Source organism: Exiguobacterium sp. J17977 (assembly GCF_018616375.1).
GTDB classification, from domain to species: Bacteria; Bacillota; Bacilli; order Exiguobacteriales; family Exiguobacteriaceae; genus Exiguobacterium; species Exiguobacterium mexicanum.
Map to the genome: position 1 here is coordinate 41,304 of NZ_JAEQBB010000007.1, position 17,704 is coordinate 59,007.

25 protein-coding genes are annotated in these 17,704 nt (G+C 52.1%); 17 read left to right on the top strand and 8 right to left on the bottom strand.

Annotated elements, in window-relative coordinates; genetic code table 11:
• Nucleotides 1-13 precede the first annotated feature (13 nt).
• Entirely contained in the window at nucleotides 14-493 is a 480-nt protein-coding gene (locus KNO58_RS12295) for a helix-turn-helix transcriptional regulator (RefSeq protein WP_214754298.1), read from the bottom strand.
• Between the two features lie 139 nt (nucleotides 494-632).
• Nucleotides 633-1,175 (bottom strand): TraR/DksA C4-type zinc finger protein, encoded by a 543-nt coding sequence (locus KNO58_RS12300; RefSeq protein WP_214754300.1) that lies wholly within the window; start codon nucleotides 1,173-1,175, stop codon nucleotides 633-635.
• Nucleotides 1,176-1,329: 154 nt separating this feature from the next.
• Here KNO58_RS12300 and KNO58_RS12305 point away from each other — a divergent pair, with 154 nt between their 5' ends.
• Genes KNO58_RS12305 through KNO58_RS12320 form a run of 4 tightly spaced genes read left to right on the top strand, consistent with a single transcriptional unit; the run spans nucleotide 1,330 to nucleotide 3,055 of the window.
• Complete coding sequence (locus KNO58_RS12305) at nucleotides 1,330-1,854, top strand: GrpB family protein (protein ID WP_214754302.1); 525 nt, start codon at nucleotides 1,330-1,332, stop codon at nucleotides 1,852-1,854.
• Nucleotides 1,855-1,910: 56 nt separating this feature from the next.
• Nucleotides 1,911-2,228, top strand: a complete 318-nt coding sequence (locus KNO58_RS12310) for a hypothetical protein (protein WP_214718957.1) — start codon at nucleotides 1,911-1,913, stop codon at nucleotides 2,226-2,228.
• A complete protein-coding gene (locus KNO58_RS12315; RefSeq protein WP_214754304.1) occupies nucleotides 2,228-2,692 on the top strand; it encodes a GNAT family N-acetyltransferase in 465 nt (154 codons plus the stop codon). The genes KNO58_RS12310 and KNO58_RS12315 overlap by 1 nt, the downstream gene beginning before the upstream one ends.
• A gap of 60 nt (nucleotides 2,693-2,752) precedes the next feature.
• Nucleotides 2,753-3,055, top strand: coding sequence for a hypothetical protein (locus KNO58_RS12320; protein ID WP_214754306.1), 303 nt, complete (start codon nucleotides 2,753-2,755; stop codon nucleotides 3,053-3,055).
• A gap of 25 nt (nucleotides 3,056-3,080) precedes the next feature.
• On the opposite strand, the gene KNO58_RS12325 is transcribed toward KNO58_RS12320, so the two are convergent.
• The 3 genes from KNO58_RS12325 to KNO58_RS12335 all read right to left on the bottom strand — a co-directional run bounded on the left by KNO58_RS12325 (nucleotide 3,081) and on the right by KNO58_RS12335 (nucleotide 6,520).
• Complete coding sequence (locus KNO58_RS12325) at nucleotides 3,081-3,938, bottom strand: pirin family protein (RefSeq protein ID WP_214754308.1); 858 nt, start codon at nucleotides 3,936-3,938, stop codon at nucleotides 3,081-3,083.
• Between the two features lie 124 nt (nucleotides 3,939-4,062).
• Nucleotides 4,063-5,337 (bottom strand): hypothetical protein, encoded by a 1,275-nt coding sequence (locus KNO58_RS12330; RefSeq protein WP_260570847.1) that lies wholly within the window; start codon nucleotides 5,335-5,337, stop codon nucleotides 4,063-4,065.
• Between the two features lie 286 nt (nucleotides 5,338-5,623).
• Nucleotides 5,624-6,520 carry an aldo/keto reductase gene (locus tag KNO58_RS12335; RefSeq protein WP_214754310.1) on the bottom strand — a complete coding sequence of 299 codons (897 nt, stop codon included), beginning with the start codon at nucleotides 6,518-6,520 and terminating at the stop codon, nucleotides 5,624-5,626.
• 153 nt (nucleotides 6,521-6,673) lie between these two features.
• On the opposite strand from KNO58_RS12335, the gene KNO58_RS12340 reads away from it, so the two are divergent.
• The 4 genes from KNO58_RS12340 to KNO58_RS12355 all read left to right on the top strand — a co-directional run bounded on the left by KNO58_RS12340 (nucleotide 6,674) and on the right by KNO58_RS12355 (nucleotide 8,723).
• Nucleotides 6,674-7,285, top strand: coding sequence for a protein kinase family protein (locus KNO58_RS12340; RefSeq protein WP_214754312.1), 612 nt, complete (start codon nucleotides 6,674-6,676; stop codon nucleotides 7,283-7,285).
• Between the two features lie 81 nt (nucleotides 7,286-7,366).
• On the top strand, nucleotides 7,367-7,693 hold the full coding sequence (locus KNO58_RS12345) for a four-helix bundle copper-binding protein (RefSeq protein ID WP_021065908.1): 327 nt from the start codon (nucleotides 7,367-7,369) through the stop codon (nucleotides 7,691-7,693).
• Between the two features lie 112 nt (nucleotides 7,694-7,805).
• Nucleotides 7,806-8,318 (top strand): GNAT family N-acetyltransferase, encoded by a 513-nt coding sequence (locus KNO58_RS12350; RefSeq protein WP_214754314.1) that lies wholly within the window; start codon nucleotides 7,806-7,808, stop codon nucleotides 8,316-8,318.
• Nucleotides 8,319-8,384: 66 nt separating this feature from the next.
• A complete protein-coding gene (locus tag KNO58_RS12355) occupies nucleotides 8,385-8,723 on the top strand; it encodes a zinc ribbon domain-containing protein YjdM (protein WP_214754316.1) in 339 nt (112 codons plus the stop codon).
• Between the two features lie 44 nt (nucleotides 8,724-8,767).
• Here the strand turns inward: KNO58_RS12355 and KNO58_RS12360 are convergent, their stop codons facing one another.
• Nucleotides 8,768-10,225: an aldehyde dehydrogenase family protein gene (locus KNO58_RS12360; protein WP_214754318.1), complete on the bottom strand. Its 1,458-nt coding sequence runs from the start codon at nucleotides 10,223-10,225 to the stop codon at nucleotides 8,768-8,770.
• A 170-nt stretch (nucleotides 10,226-10,395) separates the two neighbouring features.
• On the opposite strand from KNO58_RS12360, the gene KNO58_RS12365 reads away from it, so the two are divergent.
• Genes KNO58_RS12365 through KNO58_RS12380 form a run of 4 tightly spaced genes read left to right on the top strand, consistent with a single transcriptional unit; the run spans nucleotide 10,396 to nucleotide 12,841 of the window.
• Nucleotides 10,396-10,749, top strand: a complete 354-nt coding sequence (locus KNO58_RS12365; protein ID WP_029594492.1) for a PadR family transcriptional regulator — start codon at nucleotides 10,396-10,398, stop codon at nucleotides 10,747-10,749.
• Nucleotides 10,724-11,479 carry an HAAS domain-containing protein gene (locus KNO58_RS12370; RefSeq protein ID WP_214754320.1) on the top strand — a complete coding sequence of 252 codons (756 nt, stop codon included), beginning with the start codon at nucleotides 10,724-10,726 and terminating at the stop codon, nucleotides 11,477-11,479. The genes KNO58_RS12365 and KNO58_RS12370 overlap by 26 nt, the downstream gene beginning before the upstream one ends.
• The gene (locus KNO58_RS12375) at nucleotides 11,479-11,835 is read left to right on the top strand and encodes a hypothetical protein (protein WP_214754322.1); all 357 of its coding nucleotides are present in this window, start codon (nucleotides 11,479-11,481) and stop codon (nucleotides 11,833-11,835) included. The genes KNO58_RS12370 and KNO58_RS12375 overlap by 1 nt, the downstream gene beginning before the upstream one ends.
• Before the next feature lie 58 nt (nucleotides 11,836-11,893).
• Nucleotides 11,894-12,841 (top strand): alpha/beta hydrolase, encoded by a 948-nt coding sequence (locus KNO58_RS12380; RefSeq protein ID WP_214754323.1) that lies wholly within the window; start codon nucleotides 11,894-11,896, stop codon nucleotides 12,839-12,841.
• Between the two features lie 12 nt (nucleotides 12,842-12,853).
• Here KNO58_RS12380 and KNO58_RS12385 read toward each other — a convergent pair whose 3' ends face one another.
• Nucleotides 12,854-13,696 (bottom strand): GNAT family N-acetyltransferase, encoded by an 843-nt coding sequence (locus KNO58_RS12385; protein WP_214754325.1) that lies wholly within the window; start codon nucleotides 13,694-13,696, stop codon nucleotides 12,854-12,856.
• Between the two features lie 71 nt (nucleotides 13,697-13,767).
• Between KNO58_RS12385 and KNO58_RS12390 the strand changes: the two genes are divergently transcribed.
• Nucleotides 13,768-14,478, top strand: a complete 711-nt coding sequence (locus KNO58_RS12390; protein WP_214754327.1) for a YjjG family noncanonical pyrimidine nucleotidase — start codon at nucleotides 13,768-13,770, stop codon at nucleotides 14,476-14,478.
• Here the strand turns inward: KNO58_RS12390 and KNO58_RS12395 are convergent.
• Entirely contained in the window at nucleotides 14,449-14,895 is a 447-nt protein-coding gene (locus tag KNO58_RS12395) for an NUDIX hydrolase (RefSeq protein WP_214754329.1), read from the bottom strand. The genes KNO58_RS12390 and KNO58_RS12395 overlap by 30 nt on opposite strands.
• A gap of 53 nt (nucleotides 14,896-14,948) precedes the next feature.
• On the opposite strand from KNO58_RS12395, the gene KNO58_RS12400 reads away from it, so the two are divergent.
• The 4 genes from KNO58_RS12400 (at nucleotide 14,949) to KNO58_RS12415 (ending at nucleotide 17,636) form a co-directional block, all read left to right on the top strand.
• Nucleotides 14,949-15,551: a pentapeptide repeat-containing protein gene (locus tag KNO58_RS12400; RefSeq protein ID WP_214754331.1), complete on the top strand. Its 603-nt coding sequence runs from the start codon at nucleotides 14,949-14,951 to the stop codon at nucleotides 15,549-15,551.
• On the top strand, nucleotides 15,548-16,387 hold the full coding sequence (locus KNO58_RS12405; RefSeq protein ID WP_214754333.1) for an aminoglycoside 6-adenylyltransferase: 840 nt from the start codon (nucleotides 15,548-15,550) through the stop codon (nucleotides 16,385-16,387). Before KNO58_RS12400 ends, KNO58_RS12405 begins: the two co-directional genes overlap by 4 nt.
• A gap of 48 nt (nucleotides 16,388-16,435) precedes the next feature.
• Nucleotides 16,436-16,588: a hypothetical protein gene (locus KNO58_RS12410; RefSeq protein ID WP_214754335.1), complete on the top strand. Its 153-nt coding sequence runs from the start codon at nucleotides 16,436-16,438 to the stop codon at nucleotides 16,586-16,588.
• A 220-nt stretch (nucleotides 16,589-16,808) separates the two neighbouring features.
• Nucleotides 16,809-17,636 carry a glycoside hydrolase family 191 protein gene (locus KNO58_RS12415; RefSeq protein ID WP_260570907.1) on the top strand — a complete coding sequence of 276 codons (828 nt, stop codon included), beginning with the start codon at nucleotides 16,809-16,811 and terminating at the stop codon, nucleotides 17,634-17,636.
• Nucleotides 17,637-17,704: the final 68 nt, after the last annotated feature.

The following is a 17,704-nucleotide window of genomic DNA, read 5'->3' on the forward strand; positions in this document are numbered from 1 at the left end:
ACGATTCGTTGCGTCATTTTTTTGTGTCTCCCGGCTCGTCTTGGCTCGTCCGCAGTTCAATCAATTTTCGGAACGCCTCATCGCGGTCGAACGTGCTGAACCAGCGGAAGTCGTCGTGGTCGAGAATCCGGTAATGTTGACTGACCATATTCTGTTGAATCCGGTATTTCCCTTGGTGCTCGATCGTCGTCCACCAGACGTGTCCGCCCAACGTTTTCGTCGCCAGGCTCGGGTCGGTATGGGCGACGAGTCGAATGAACTCGATCGGTTGATCCCCAATCAACGAGTGGAGGTAGGGACTTTGATTGAAAAGGGCGCAGATGGCGACCGTCGTCGTCCAGTTGGCGTTCAGACGTCGCTTCTCGATTTGAATCAATGTTTTTTTCGAGATGCCGACAAGCGTACATAGTTCTTCTTGGGATAATCCTTGCTCGGTGCGAATCAGTTTGAGCTTGCTAGAAATCAGTTCAGAAAACGTCTCTTTTGTATGCATACCTGCTCCTAAAGTGTATTTTTACACAGTGTATCATGCGGTATGGAAAGATGGAAGATATCGGATGAAGAAGGCCGCCTCCTCGACCATCAAAAAAACGAAAGGAGATGGACTCCTTTCGTTCGTTCACTGACTGTTGTTATTCACGTGTCGGGTCGTGATTGCCTTCACTATCGGCAATCGTATCCGAACTCCCGAAATCTTCGACTTGGCTGAACGCATCCGTGCTTTGCCCCGGTTCGTCCGTCCCGTCGAGTTGCTTCCGGGCGGCCGTCTCAGACGGGTTGAGCACATCCTCTTCGACCGGACGTTCGCGGTCGGTCAAGTGCTCGTTCTCTTCTTGTTCGCGCGCGTGCTTGATACAGAGTGTCGCCTCAGGGATGATTTCAAGACGGTCCAACTCGATATCTTCGCCGCACACCTCACATTTGCCATACGTCCCGTTCTCGATGGCGAGCAACGCCTTGTCGACGTCGCTCAAGAACTCTTCATCGAGCTCGGTGAGCGCTTGATCGCGCTCGCGTAAGAAGAGTTCTTCTCCTGAGTCGGCCGGGTGGTTATCGTAGTGTGACAATTCCCCTTCGTCATACACTTCTTCCCGATTTTCCATATATCCTTCGGTCTTCGCTTTCTCTTTTAACAGACGTTCCTTAAACGTATCAATCTGCTGTTGTGTCAACATGCGGTCCACTCTCCAGTTCTGATTTCATTAATATTAGCATTTCCCATTTTACGTCGGGACAAACCTTTCGATTGGCAAAGGCGATTTCTAAACGCTTTGGAAAACGGGTATGATAAAAGAGACGGAACGATGATTGTGAAGGAGGGAATGGACCATGAGAAAAGTGGAGGTCGTCCCGTATGATCCGATATGGGAGACGACATTTAAGGAAGAGGCGGCCAAGCTCGAGCACTTGTTTGAAGGGGAAGTCGTCGCCATCCATCACATTGGGAGCACGTCGGTGCCGGGACTCGATGCGAAACCGATTATCGACATCATGCCGGTCGTGCGGGACATCGAGCGGATTGACGATTGGGTCGGGCACATGGAAGCGCTCGGATACCGAAGTTTCGGCGAACATGGGATTCCGAGACGGCGTTTCTTTGCCAAGGGAGAAGACGTGCGGACGGTTCACGTCCATATGTTCGAGGACGGGGATGAAGGCGTGACGCGCCATCTCGCGTTCCGAGATTACTTGATGACGTTCCCGGACGTACGAGACGAGTATGCGGCCCTCAAACAGCAATTGGCGACCCAGCACCCAAAGGATATCGAGAGCTATATCCAAGGGAAACAAGACTGGGTGTCCGCGACCGAGCAAGAGGCGACGATTTGGTATCTGTCCCGCCAACAAGTTTGAAACGTTTTGCCGTTTCATCTCGTAAAGAAAGTTAATCAGTTAAAGGGGGTCATGAGATGAAACGATTTCTCGGGAAATGTATTGAGTATGCGTTTGTCGCACTCGTGTTTGTCGGCTTGTTTTTAGGATTGCGCTACGGGGTCTCGCAGTACGTGGGGAGCGCTGATGAACTCCGTTACTACGGATTAGTTTTCCTCGGCACCGCCTTTCTCGTCTTCCCGGCGTCGCTGTTTGGAGGCTATTTCTTGGCCCGTCCGATTCAACACCGTTTGAACGGGAAAGATTCCACTTATGCAGGCCATACGCTTCGCGGAAATGAAAAACCGCACGGGGTCACGGAAGATCGAAATCATCCGTTTGGCGGAGGCAGCTGATGGTCCGCCTGCAGCGGACCGAGAATGCGGCGTTAATCGCGGCATTGAATCAGCCTATCCATGAACATCATCTTCAGTTGGCGCCGGCTTTCTTTGCGGCGTACGATCACGCCTCGATGGAAGCGGCGTTTTTGGAGATGATGGCGCGAGACGATTATCATTTCTTCACAGCAGAGGTCGATGGGGACACGGTCGGCTACGTCTGTTTTCAAGAGCGGGTAAGTGAGGCGAACGCGTTTCGGCAAGCTGTCCGGACACTCTACGTGCATCAAATTAGCATTAACCCGGAGGCAAAGCGGCGAGGGTATGGACGCTTGGTCATGGAAGAAGTGGAACGCTATGCCGTCGCGCACGGATTCCCATCGATCGAACTGGATTATTGGTCGGTGAACGAAGCGGCGGCAGCGTTTTATAGCCAAATCGGCTTTCAACCGAAGCGACAGTTCGTCATCAAGCATCTCTAAAGTAGAAGATTAGTCTTGGCGTAACATAATGGCGCCACATATGTAATAGAGGAGGATTTGATGGAGACAATCATTTTGATTATCGGGATCGTTGGGACGATTTCGCTCATGCTGTTCATGTCGAATCAATGGATGGGGTATGGCAAAGGCAATATCATCATGACGCTCGATGAGCACTACACAAACTTGAACGAATATGTGCCGGCGATTTTGACGAAGCTGTATGAAGACGGGAAGTCGGCCCATTATCTCGGCGATCGGAAGTTCGAGGTGGACGGGAAACCGTACGTCCTCGTCGAACGCACCGTCCCAATCGGTCGCGTCCCGACCCAGCAGACCGTGCTCATGCCAGACAAAAAATAAGCCACGCCTTCAGGCGCGGCTTATTTTATTTGACGGCCGGAGGACCGAACGCACCGGCATGATAGTCGCGGAACGCCTGGCGAATCTCCTCTTCGGTATTCATGACAAACGGACCGTGGGCGATATAGTCTTCGCGAATCGGCTTGCCCGAATAGACGAGCAGTTTCGCGCGTGATGTCGCTTGAAGGCGGACCACACTCTCGCTGTCGGTCGTCTCGTCATACGTGAGCGTCGCCACGTGAGTCTTCGAGAGCGGTGTCGCCGACGTCCCGACTTTGACGGAGCCGGCGAGGATGTAGACGAACGCGTTATGATTCGTCGGGATGACATGCTCATAGGCGGCCCCGTTTCGCAAGCTCACCTCGCTCATCGTGATGGGTACGAGACTGTCCATCGGTCCGGTCACCCCGGCGATGTCACCCGAATAGACGCGTACATGTCCTCCGTCAATCGGCACGAGTGGTGCCTCTTCGACATATACGTTTTGGTAAGACGTCGTCGTCGTTTTAAGTGCTTTCGGCAAGTTGAGCCATAGTTGAAGCGTATGAATCAAGTCGTCGTCGACGGCCTCCTCGGCATGCCGTGCCGCCCAGCCGGCATTCATATATTGGACGTCACCCGCATCCAAAATCGAATGTCCGCCATGGTTATCGATATGTTCAAGTCGTCCGTCGATCACGTAGGTGATGGTCTGGAAGCCGCGGTGTGGGTGGTCTGAGAACGTCCCACGTTTGAACCAGTCCTCGGCCATCAAGATGAACGGATCGAACTCGTCTTTTCGTTCCGGGGGCAAGACCCAACCTTGCTGCACGTGCGGATATCCGTTTTGTTTATAGGCGACCGGCCAATGGCTGGCGACGTCGCGCTCGAATCGTTTCGTCATCACACTGTCTCCTTTGCACCGTTTGCTGTCATTGTCGCATAGCGAGCCAAGGAGGCTTTCTGATTTTGCCTATACAACGTGCAAAGCCAGACCGGCGTGAGCTGGTCTGGCTTTGAAAGTGAAGTCAGTTGTTTGCTTTTCCGATGGAAAGGTCGTGCCAACGTTCGGCGTCGGCGCGGAGCAATTTGAAATGTGAGCCTGTCTTCGTGTTTGTCAAAATCACATCGTCTTCCGTATAACTGATATCGAACGTTTGGGCGCAAATGCCCTCGAACACCGTCAAATAAGGGGTCGGCGCCGGAGTTCCGGCCGTCGCGACGGCTTTTGAGCGTTCGATAGCTTGGAACACGAACTGGACGGTCTCGGCGTTGGCATGATGTAAGAATGGTGCATCTTTTGCCTCTGTGCCAATCAAAGCCAGTTCATGGGCAACGACGTGACGGCGATGCGCGAACTGTTGCCGCATTTTTGTTTTCAAGCGATCCCCCTGCAATAACGTCTCTTCTTTATAGGTGATGGACACGACTTGTTTAAAAGGCTTGCCATCGCGGACGAAGGAGAAGCTGAACAATGGATAACGTTCGTTCGGCACGAGCTTGTTCGGGAGCGTGCTTGCCTGTCGTGCCCCGAGCACCCGATCGTAGCTAGCGTCCTTTGGTCGCAGGACGTCTTCGTACAACGTTTGATCGGATGACAGGTGAATCCCGTACTGTCGTGCTTCTTGAGACACTTCGGTCCCTAGACCAAGGGACAGGAACGGTTGACGTGACGCTTCGTTGATTGGCAACGTGACGGTCTCACGTGATTCAGGTGATTCGAACGTGAACTCGAATGAGCCGTTGAACGGCATCGTCACATGGACGAGCGTCTGCTCGAACCCGTGTCGTTTCGGATAAGGCTCATTGCCGACCGGTTTTTTCATCTCCTCGGTGAAATGGACCTGTTCGTGCGGTTGCGCGACGCGAAGCTTCGATGTCGCAGAAGAGGAGACAGCCTGGTCGCGGTACGGAACGAGGCTATCCGGCAACGTATCGATTTGTTTCATATAGGTAATGGAATCGGCTTGGCATTGGACATAGGTTTGATTTTCCACTTCAAAAAATGTGGCGGTCGGAAAGACTTCGGTCGAGGCCGTCGTCGTGAGTGGTTGGCTCAATTTGACGGTGCCAATCAAGAGACGCTCTCCGTCAGGTACACGGGAGATGGCGTCCTCCGGGTAACAAGCATCCAGGACGTTCGTCCGGTCGGACTCGGTCATCTCGATTTGTTGACCAGAAGGCAGAGTGGCGCGACCTTGATAGTACTCTGGAGCCGTATGTAAACGAAATGCATGTTCTTCTTCGCATCCGAACAGGACGAACAACATGGCGAGCGTACAAAGAATCAGGTACTTTTTCACGGGGTGCACTCCTTTTAATGATTAACTTTCATCATTTTAGCACCATTTTTTGTGACTTTAGTCTTAGGAAAATTAATGCGATTTTTTTAAAAAAAATCAAAAAACCCGCTCAACTTGAACTGAGCGGGCTTGTTTTACACTTATGGATATGAAATGGAATTTCTTAATCTGACACGTGTCGATTTTTGACGAATTAACGTTGTAATGACGACATTCTCGAAAATACCGAAAATCTTCGAAAATAATGAAGTGGGATTAAAAAGGTTTTATTTGTTTATTTTTACCTTCAATCTACGTCACGACCGCGAGCTGCCTTCAAAATTTCGAACCATTCTTCTCGCGTCAGGTCAATCTGCAGGGCGTCGACGGCAGTCCGAACTCGTTCAATTTTCCCAGAACCGACGATTGGCATGATTTTGGCCGGATGCTTCAAGAGCCATGCGTAGACGACGGCATCGATGCCGTCTGCTTGATGCCGCTCGCTGATTTCCTCTAATTTTTCACGCAACGGTGCGTAAGCGGCCTCGGTGAACAGTTGTCCGCCGGCGAGAGGACTCCACGCCATGAGCGGCATCCGTTTCTCGTGACATAGGTCGACAGTACCATCTTCAAAATGCTTCAGTTGCATCGGCGAGAGCTCGAGCTGGTTCGTCACAAGTTGGAACGGTAAGCGTGATTGCAATAACTGTTGGGTCGCCGGCACGTGGTTCGACACACCGAACGTACGCACTTTTCCGCTTCGTTGCAACGTGATGAACGCCTCAGCTACTTCGTCCGGGTCCATGAGCGGGTCGGGACGGTGAATCAAAAGTGTGTCAATCTGGTCGATGGCGAGCTCTTGTAGCGAGCGCTCGGCTTGACGGATGATATGTTCTTTCGTCGTATCATAATGGTTGATGGATTGGCCAGGGTTGAAAGAGCCTGTCAGCTTGATGCCGGTCTTCGTCACGATCTCGATTTGATCGCGGAGTGATGGCTTGAGACGAAGCGCTTCGCCGAACAATCCTTCACACGTATAACCGCCGTATATATCGGCATGATCGAACGTCGTGATGCCGAGTTCGATACATTGTTCGATGAAAGCGAGGCGTTCCTGCGGGCTCATGTCCCATTCGGCCAAACGCCACATGCCGTGAATGATTCGTGAGAATGATAAGTCTTCTGTCAGTTCAATGCGTTGCATGGTAAATTCCTCCTCATTGTTTGTCGCTTTCATTATAAGGATAAAACAGGGGGGCGTCACTTTTGGGGCGTATTGGAAGGACATTAACCGAGTCAAACTGAAGCGATTTCAGTTATGATGAGACAGAGATGATCAGAAAAAGAGGAGTGACTTATGAATCATTACGAACAATATGCGGACGTCACGTTTGAGCAACAAGGTCAGGAAACGTACGTGACCGCCGCTCATGCCGATCTCGAACTGCACGGGATCGGGCGCAGTGCCGCCGTGTTTCGCATAAAAGACACGCGACTCGTCATCAAAGTGTTCTTTCCAGATTATACGCATATCGCGGCCGAAGAGGCTGTGATTTACCGAACGCTCGAAGGATTGCCTCAATTCCCACGTTTGTATGAAGCGGGTGTGAATTATATCGTCATCGACTACATCGAGGGCAAGACGCTATTCGAATGTTTGACGGAAGGGATTTGGATTGATGCGTCGTATATTCAGCAAGTCGATGCAGCGCTCATCGCGGCACGAAACCTCGGGCTGACGCCGTCGGATGTTCATTTGCGCAATTTGATTTTGACGCCGGAAGGCCGTATTTATTTAATCGACTTGGCCCGCTTCCGCCAAGGACAGCACGTCGATCACCAATGGGAAGACTTGAAGCGGATGTATCGGTTATATCGGCTCCGTTTCATGCCGAAGCGCTATTCAGAGCGTTTGTTGAATGGAGTTGCCTATTTATACCGGACGTTTGTGAACGACCCGAGACACTAGTCGACGGTCGTTTTTCTTTTGAAGATTAGGGAACAAACAGGGTGTGACTGTCACTTCGTTTTGGAAAAGGAGGCTATTTGTATGCATCGGATTTATGCAAATGAATTGGAGACGTTACGTGACTGTGTGGAGACATGTAATTACTGTCTCGAGTCGTGCCTGGAAGAACATGACGTCAAGATGATGGTTGATTGCATCCGGCTCGACCGGGAGTGCGCCGCCATCTGTTCGTTTCTCGCCGAGGCGATGACGAGAGATTCGGCGTTCGTGCCCGAACTCGCCCGGGCTTGTGCCGTCGTCTGTAAGGCATGTGCCCAAGAGTGCGAGAAACATAAGCATGCCCATTGCCAAGAATGTGCGCGCGTCTGTGTCGAGTGCGCCTCGATGTGCGATCGTTTGGCAGCATAATATGAAAAAGTCAGTCAAAACGGCTGACTTTTTTTATGTGGGAGCGAATCGTCACGTGTATTTTGAAATCGAGATAAGTATAATGAAGAAAACGTATGAAAGTGGTGTTCTCATGATTCGCAATTGCCGACGCGACGACCTTCAAGCCGTCCTACATATTTATAATGATGCCATCGTCAACAGTACCGCCGTCTATCACTACGAGCCGGTGACGCTTCAAAATCGAATCGCTTGGTACGAGGAGAAAAAAACATCTGGACTTCCAATCATCGTATGGGAGGAAGGGGACGTCGTGATGGGCTTTGCCACGTTTGGACCGTTTCGCCCGTGGCCGGCCTATCATTATACGGTCGAACACTCGGTGTACGTGCATCCGGGCTACCGCAGCAAAGGCATCGGTAACAAGCTGCTCCGAGAAATCATCCGCATCGGGGAAGAGCGGGATGTGAAGACGATGATCGGTGGCATCGATGCCGCCAATATCGCGAGCGTCAAAGCGCATGAAAAGTTAGGGTTCGTCCATTCCGGCACGATTAAAAAAGCCGGTTACAAATTCGGGAAATGGCTCGACTTATCGTTTTATCAACTCGATTTGAAAGGTCCCGAGGCGCCGCAAGAAGGCTGACCGCTAGCTGTCGATGTTCTGAAAATACGATATACTGGGGACAGTGAATCGAATGGAGGAATCGGCATGACAGAACTACCAAATTGCCCGAAATGTCAATCAACATACGTGTATGAGGACGGGAGCTTGCTCGTCTGTCCGGAATGTGCGTACGAGTGGTCACCGAGCGAGGCGGCCGAGGCAGAAGCGGACGCGCAAATCAAAGACGCGAACGGAAACGTGCTCCAAGACGGGGACACGGTCACGGTCATCAAAGATTTGAAAGTGAAAGGGACGTCGCTCGTCGTCAAACAAGGCACGAAAGTGAAGGGCATCCGTCTCGTCGACGGGGATCATGACATCGACTGCAAGATTGACGGCTTCGGCGCGATGAAGCTCAAATCGGAGTTCGTAAAAAAAATCTAAAAAAAGCGTGTTGATCCGCGAAGGATCAACACGCTTTTTACTGTTCATGAAAAGAATGGTTTGTATTCGCGACGTTCGTGCATGACGGATACCCATTGGAGCGTCGTGAACTCCTCGAGCACCCATTCGCCGTTGAAACGGCCAAGACCAGAATCTTTCTCACCACCGAATGGCAAGTGCGGCTCATCGTTTACCGATTGGTCGTTGACGTGAATCATCCCCGTCTCGACTTGGCGGGCGAACTCGGTCGCGCGATAGATTGAACCGTGGACGGCACCGCTCAGTCCGTACGGGAGTTCGTTCGAGAGTTTCAGCGCCTCGGCGTCGTCTTTGAATGACAGAATGACGGCGACCGGCCCGAAAATCTCATTTTTCGCGAGTGGCATGTCGTTCGTGACACCGCTCACGACGGTCGGTTCGAGCACGTTCCCGTCAGCGTTGCCGCCGATCTGGAGCGTCGCACCGGCGTCGACCGTCTGCTTGATTTGATCGAGAATACGGTCGACTTGATCATGATCGATGAGCGGTCCGACTTGTGTATCCGATTCGTTCGGATTGCCGAACTTCAAGGCGCGAACTCGCTCGACAAATTTTTCGAGGAACGCATCATGAATCGACTCGGCGACGAGAATCCGGTTCGTCGACATACAAATCTGCCCTTGGTGATAGAACTTCGAGTAGACTGCTGATTCAACGGCACGGTCGATGTCGGCGTCGTCTAACACGACGAAGACGTTATTCCCGCCGAGTTCGAGCGCTGTTTTCTTCAACAGGCGTCCGGCCTTCTCGGCGATGCCTTTGCCGACCTCGGTCGAACCAGTGAACGAGATGAGTTTTGGTACCGGGTGCTCGACGATTGCGTCCCCAATCTCCGAACCGCGACCGACGACGACGTTCAAGACGCCTTTCGGAAGGCCTGCTTCTTCAAATAACGAAGCGAACAGGAGACCGCCCGTGACCGGTGTCGCCGTTGCCGGTTTGACGACGACGGTATTGCCCGTCGCGAGCGCGGAGACGATGGAGCGGACCGCGAGGTGGAACGGGAAGTTCCATGGGCTGATGACGCCGATGACGCCGAGTGGTTTCCGGTAGACCCGGTTCTCTTTGTTCGGGACAATCGACGGCTTGATGAGGCCGTCCATGCGGAACGGGAACGTCGCCGCTTCCTTGATGATTGCCATCGATGCTAAAAATTCACCTTCTGCTTTAATGCGCGTGCTTCCCGACTCTTTGACGAGCCACTCGATGATGTCTTCTTTATGTTGTAACGTCACTTCGGCGAACTTCTCAATCAAGGCGCGTCGGTTTTGTGGGAGCATCGTCGCCCATTCGGCTTGTGCTCCTTTGGCGACATCGTACGCTTTATCGAGATCAGATTCGTCGGCCGACCGGATGGAGAATAACGTTTCGTCCGTGAACGGATTGGTGTTATCAATCGATTTGTCGCTCGATCCCTCGACCCACTGGCCATCAATGTACATCTTCGTAAAATCAGTATGCATGTTCAAACACTCCTTTATGTTTTTGCTTCACCTTAAGAAGTATTCACCTGATTTGAAAAATTAAACCTATCGATGCGCAACTAGCTTGTTTTACAAAGTAGTTGCATCTGGTAGTACCTTCCATTACTATTATGTATAACAAGTTAGTTTGATGAAAGTGAGGTCACGCCATGGCGATGAGTCAGATGTTGAAAGGATTGCTCGAAGGGTGCCTGTTGGCCATCATCGATAAAGGAGAGACGTACGGCTATGAGATGTCGGAGAAGTTGCAGGCGTACGGATTCACGATGGTGAGCGAGGGCAGTATCTATCCGGTGTTGTTGCGGATGAAGAAAGACGGCTGGGTCGAGACGATTCAAAAAACACTGCCGTCCGGAGGGCCGAAGCGAAAGTATTACATCTTAACGGAGGCGGGGCAGCAAGAATTGCTCGCCTTCAAACAACGTTGGGCGGAAGTGTCAAGCGGCGTCGACCGCGTACTCGGAGAGGGGAATGAAGATGGAACTTTCAAAAAAGAGTCGTGATTTTTTGGATGACTTGGCGGTATATCTCATGTCGAGCGGGAAATCGGAAGGAGAAGTGCAAGAAGTTGTCGCCGAACTGAAAGATCACCTCGAGGAAGCGGAGCGAGCAGGCAAAAGCGTGGACGATGTCGTCGGCCAAAGTCCGAAAGCCTACATGCAGCATCTCGGCCGTGAGATGGCGTTTGATGGGAAAGGGTTTTTCAAAATCATCGCCATGATTATCCCGAACGTGTTCGCGTACATCATCATCGCCAACTTCATTCAAGGCGAGATGACGTTCTCGACGGTCCAGTTGATTGGCTTCCCGCTCGTCGCCGTCCTGTTCTTGCTGGCCGCCGCACAAGCGTTCCGTAATCTGTCGGTCCGTTCGAAAGCAAACCCATTCAAAAACGGGGCGACGTACATCGCGCTCGCCGCGATGCCGATGACGTTGTTCCTTGGACTGATGGTACTCGACATCTTCGTCGAGACCCCGACGATCGTGTTCGGCCCGACCGGTCAACTCGTGTTGTTCGGACTGGCCGTCGTCACGTTGCTCACCGTCTCGGTATGGACGAAGACGTGGATCAATCTGATTATTCCGCTGCTCTTATTCGGGCCGCAATACGCGTTGGCGCAGACGAGTTTACCGCTCGAGCAACAGTTGATCTTCTCGATGCTGATTCTGTTCGTCGGGATGGGAATCTTCTTGTTCGTCTGGTGGAAAAAGAATCAACAGGGGCAAGCCTGATGCTCGGACGAATCATCTTCATCATCCTGTTGTGTCTGCCGTGGGGCTTTTTCGTGACAGCGGCAGACTTTCTCTGGGGGAATGCGCTCGGGTATGTCGTGATTCCGGTTGTTATGTGGTCGGGTGTGTGGTGGTTTGGTCGGCGTGGGGTGTTCCTATGGCTCGCATGCGGGCTCGTCGTATCTTATTTCATTTCCACGGCGATGGTTTGGCGTGTCGACGGGGCGTGGGATTACTTCTTTAAGCCGTTCAATCAGTTCATCGTTATGAACATCTGGACGATGGTGTTCGCGATTGGTGTTGGCTTGGCGTCCTTTTATCGTTGGGTATTTCGAAAAACACGCGAATCCGCTTAATCTCGGACACGGTTGGGAATAGGCAACTGAACGCCAATAGAGAAAGAAGGGAATTCCGTTGCCAGTCAATCCGACGATTCAATTTTACTTGAACCAGTTTCAAAATCAGCTCCCGGCCGCATATGACCAATTGGATCCGCTCGAATTAAGACGACAAGAAGACGCAATGATGACCCGGTTTCAACATAGAGAGCATGTATATCACGTCGAGGAGCGCTCGATTCCACTTCCGAATCGTTCACTGCCAATCCGCATCTATCGGTCGAGTCGGACGCTTGGCCCGGCCCTCATCTATTATCATGGGGGCGGTTATGTCACGGGAAGTCTCGACACGCATGATGCGATTTGCCGGACGATCGCGAACGAAGCCGATTGTACCGTCATCTCGGTTGGTTACCGACTCGCGCCAGAACATAAATTCCCGACGGCCGTCTACGACAGTTATGAGGCGCTCGTGTGGATCGCGGATCACGCCTCGGAGCTTGAAATTGATGCCGAGCGCATCGCCGTCGGCGGTGACAGCGCCGGGGGGACGCTCGCCACGGTCAGCGCTTTGATGGCCATCGAGCAAGGCCGTCCCCTCGCCATGCATCAGTTGTTATTTTATCCGGTGACGGGGACCGAGGAGAATCTGCCGTTATCGTTAATCGAGTATGCGACCGGCTATTTGCTCGACGAGGCGTTGATTCGTTGGTTCCAACACCAATATTTTCATGACGAGACTGAGTTGACCCACCCATACGCCTCGCCGATTGTGTCGCCACATTTGGCGAAACTGCCGCCGACGACGCTGTTGACGGCCGAGTATGACCCGCTCCGTGATCTCGGACGAGCGTACGCCAACAAGTTAATCAGTCTCGGTGTCCCGGTGACGTATCAAAATTATGGGGGCTTGATTCACGGATTCGTCAACTATTACACGTACGTGCCGGAAGCGCGACGAGCCGTCAAAGAAGCGGCACAGTCGCTCAGACATGCCTTCTATACACAAAAAACTCGCCCCTAAGGCGAGTTTTTCTCATGCTTTCGATAAATAAGGGAAGCGACAACCTTCCGGGAAAAATTGTCCTTCGTTCATGCGAATCATCCATTGGCCGTCGCGGGACGGACGTTGCTCCACACCGTCCAGGTCCGGCGTGAATTTAAAGACGATTTCGGTGATGCCTTCAAATGAGAGCAGGGCCACGACGTCACGCATATCGACAGGCCGCGGCGACAGCACGGCATACAAGTTTAAGCGCGAGCGCTCAATCATATAAATGACATGGACGTCATCGAAACGATACACGTCCTCGTCCATCCCTTGATAGTAATGGAACATCCAAATGTGCATGTCGTCTGTCGTATACAGACGCGGTGAAAACGGGAGTGACTCCAGTTTGAAACGACGCCACTGTTCGGCATCGACGTCGACATGTTCGAGTGGGGAAGCCGATCCCGAGACTGAAACGAATAGCTCCGGTTCGGGTTGGACGGAGAACCCCTGTTGCTCGTAAAACGGTGCAACCCCTTCGTCACAAGCCAAAAAATAAGGTAACCCATCCGTGTCATGCTGCTTGAACAAGTGTTTAAAGATGCGGGTGGCGAGTCCTTGTCCTTGTCGGATCTCGTCCGTCATGACCGTTCCGATTTGATACGCTTCGCGCGCGGTTCCGTCCATCATCACTGTCATTCGGCTCATCCCGACGTTCGAGATGACATTCCGATAGAACGTCAAGGAATAACAGCGATAGTGGTCAGTCCATTCGCCAGCGTTGTACCACTCGCGAAAATCGATGCCGAACGTCTCGTCGGCTAAGTAAAAAAACGATTCGAGTTCTTTGTTCGAATATTCGAGGTTGGTGATTGGTTTTTTTGGCATATGGCTCGCTCCTTTTTTGAACTTCTATGTCTGTTCCTGTACATTAGAGGCAGAGAGGGGTAATACAGATTATGAAACGATATGACGCTATTTTATTCGATGTCGACGACACGTTGTTAGACTTTAAACAGAGCGAGCACGTCGCTTTGGAGCAGTTGCTCGCGGCACATAACGTTCGGATGACCGATGAACTGAAACAACAGTATGTGACAATCAATAACGGATTATGGCGCGCGTTCGAGCGCGGCGAGGTCGGACGGGAAGACGTCTTGATGGGCCGCCACACGCAACTGTTCGACACGCTCGGCATCACCATCGATGCCCATGAAGTTGAACAGCGCTATCGCGATCATTTACACGACGGCGTGCACATCATCGATGGGGCACTCGAGCTCGTGCAAACGCTAAGTGAGCAGTATCCGCTCTATATCGTCACGAACGGTGTGACGGAGACGCAGTTCAAGCGGCTCGAAGCGTCGGGACTGCTCCCTTATTTCAAGGACGTGTTCGTCTCCGACGCGACCGGATCGCAAAAGCCGATGAAACCGTTCTTCGATTACGTGTTCGACCGCGTGCCGAACGTGGCACCGGAACGAGGGCTCATCGTCGGTGACTCGCTGACGGCCGATATCGCCGGCGGACGTATGTATGGGCTCGACACGTGCTGGTACAACCCGCACGAGATTGCGGCGTCGGTCGAGACGACGTATGAGATTCAAGACTTGCACGAGTTGACATCGATTCTATCCGGCTCAGCGGTCGATAAAGTGGGGCGGCAATGATTGCGGCAACGCGTAGAGCGTCTCTGGGAAGAGCGGCAAATCACGAAGCGCGTCGAGTGGCTGCCAACGATAGATGAGGTGATCCCCTTCCGGGCCATGGAAGTCTCCATGACGGAGTGGGAGGTCACCCGATACATAAAAGTACATGCCGATCTCATGGACCGTGCGCTCCAAATACGTGAAGAAGTTTTCGGACACGAACGCGAACGTCGTTCCCGTCAGTGTCGCTTCGAGTTCTTCTTGCAGTTCACGTGTCAATGCGTGTTCGGCCTCTTCACCGATGCCGACGCGGCCGCCCGGTAACGCCCAAAAGTCATCGTTCACGTTCCGATGAACGAGCAAATGACCGTCCTGGACCCAGATACCGGCGACGCGATAATTGAACGTGCCGTGCTCGGTCGGAAATACGATATCCATGTTCATCACTCCATTCCATAAGCTACACCTAGTATACGCCAAGGAGGAAGGTCATGTTTCAATCACATGCAGTCTATGAAGGAGAAGATTTTCGGGATGAGACGCTCCGTGACGTTCAACTCACGCAAACGACGTTCGAGAACTGTCGCTTCACCTATATCGATGCGACCGAGTTCGAGAGCGAGCAGTGCCGTTTCATCAACTGTGACTTCACCGATTCAAAGTGGAACGCCTCACGCCATAGCGGTAGCTCGTTCTTGAACTGTCAGTTCAACGGGGCGAATCTGTTTTTGAGCGAGTTCGACCAGTGCAAGATGACGGGGTCGTCGTTTGAGTCAAGCACGTTTGAAGGGGTCATCGTGCGTGAGGGGGATTGGTCGTTCGTCAATCTGCGTCACGCCCCGCTCCGGAAGATGGATTGGTCCGGTGTCCGGTTGACCGAGGCCGATTTATACGGTGCGGATTTGAAAGAATCACGCTGGACGAACGCTGTCTTGTCCCGCGCCGTCTTGCAGCATGCCGACTGCACTGGTGCCGATTTTGTAGGGGCCGAGATGGATGGGGTCGATTTCTCGGACGTCATCCTGAAGCAAGCGACGATTGACGTGATGCAGGCCGTCCAAATCGCCCGCTCGCTCGGGGCGAACGTCATATGACCAATGAGCAAGTGGTCGAACAATTGACGTCCGTGGCCAAGCAACGGGAAGACGTCCGTGTCCTTATCTTGAACGGGTCGCTCGTCAATCCGAACGTGTCGACGGACCGGTTTCAAGACGTCGATGTCACCTGCTTTGTCGAAGATGTGGACACGTTCATCGAAGATCGCTCATGGATGATGCCGCTCGGGGAAGTGTTGATTATGCAGACGCCAGATGAGGTTCCGGGCAAGGGAAACTACGACCGATTTGCTTTCCTCGTCCAGTTCGCCGCCGGTCATCGCGTCGATTTGACTGTCCGCCCGCTGCGTGACGTGCAAGCGACGATTCAAGCGGATTCACTCAGTCTCGTCCTCATCGATAAAGACGGGATTGCCGGGCGACCGGTCCCGTCTGACGACACGTACCGCATCAAGCCTCCGAGTCGATTCGACTATGAGCAGTGTTGGAACGAGTTTTGGTGGGTGTCGCTTTACGTCGTCAAAGGCATCAAGCGGGGACAGTTGTTATATGCATACGACCATGTGACAATCATGCGGGCGATGCTCCGTCAGATGCTGTCGTGGGAAGTCGGATTCGAGACGGGTTTCACCGTGAACGCCGGGAAGGCCGGTGACGCTCTGGCCCCATATATGGATGCGGCAGAGTGGGACGACTATCTTCATACATTTCCGACAATCGAGACGACTTCTATTGAGGCAGCACATACAGCGTTGGTCGAACAGTTCGAACGCACGAGCAGGCGGGTCGCCGAACGAGCGGGATATTCGTTTCGTGCAGAGGAAGCACGCCGAATTCGTGACGCCTTTTCGACGCTTTGGGGTTCGAACGATTAAGTTTTGGTCGAGTCGGGAAAAGCCCCTCTATAGAAGGGGGAATGACGCTTGAATCCGTATACGACGTTCATCGCGCTCCTAGTAGGGAGTTTACTCTTATTTGTCGGCATCCGGACGAAAAAATGGCCGATTGTTGTCGTGGCCTTATTTCCGCTTGGACTCGTGGCCTTCAACTTATTTTTACTCATTACTGGACGCTAGAAGACTGTTTTCATCAGTCTTCTTTTTTGTATAGTCGATTTTTTGCGAGCGAGATAAACGAGATACGTTTAGATTGTGCCGGGACCGGGCAATCTTCAATAAAATCGATTTACATCCATTTTCTCCCTTCTAAAGAAACAATTAGTATGTTTACGCGTTGCTCACCGTCAAACGGACCAATTCACACCAAGATAGATTTGCTCACCAAGGAGGTGTCCGAGTGCGACGATTGTGGCTTACCGGCTTATTGCTCATCTTCTATTTGGGAGGATGTACGACGCGAGAGCCGTTTGATTTTGATGAGATTCACTCTTATAAGATTTTCTACAACATGCCGACCGAGGCGATTATCGAGGATATGGCGCGCTACGACCTCGTCATCATCGAACCGATTTGGTATACACCGGAACAGATCGAGACGATTCGGTCAAATGGGACGAAAGTGCTCGGGTATATCAACGTGATGGAGGCAGATTCGTGGAATCGAGCGCTGATCGGTCAAATGGACAAGGACGACTACTTTTATCGGGACGGGGAACGGATTTACTTTCCGAAGTGGGACTCGTATTTGACCGATATTAGTTCGGCCGACTTTCGCAAAATTTTAATCCGTGAGATTCAAAAACAAGTCATCAACAAACATCTGGACGGTATTTTCCTTGATACGGTCGGGGACATCGATGACGTCCATTTGGACTATCCAGAAGACTTAGCAGAACAGTTGGCAGGGCTCGAGAAATTCTTACAGGCGATTGAGCGTACGTATCCCGGCGTCCCGGTCGTTCAAAATTGGGGAATCGAGACGCTCGAACGGACGAGTGCCCCGTACGTGGAAGGCTTCATGTGGGAAGGCTTCAACTACACTGAAATCACATCTGATTCGTGGTCGATGGAGATGCTCGACCGGATGAACGTGATTCAAGATGAGTATGGGATTGCCGTCCTCACCGTGTCTGATCAAGAAGAGGCGACGAGTCGTGATTTGGCCGAAGCGAACGGCTTTATCCATTATCATGAACCAACGTATTACAATACGTGGGATTTTTAGGTGTTGATTAGGGTATGGGGAAATAGAAGATGTCGTGATCCGTTACTTAAGTTCGACTGGCTAGTTGC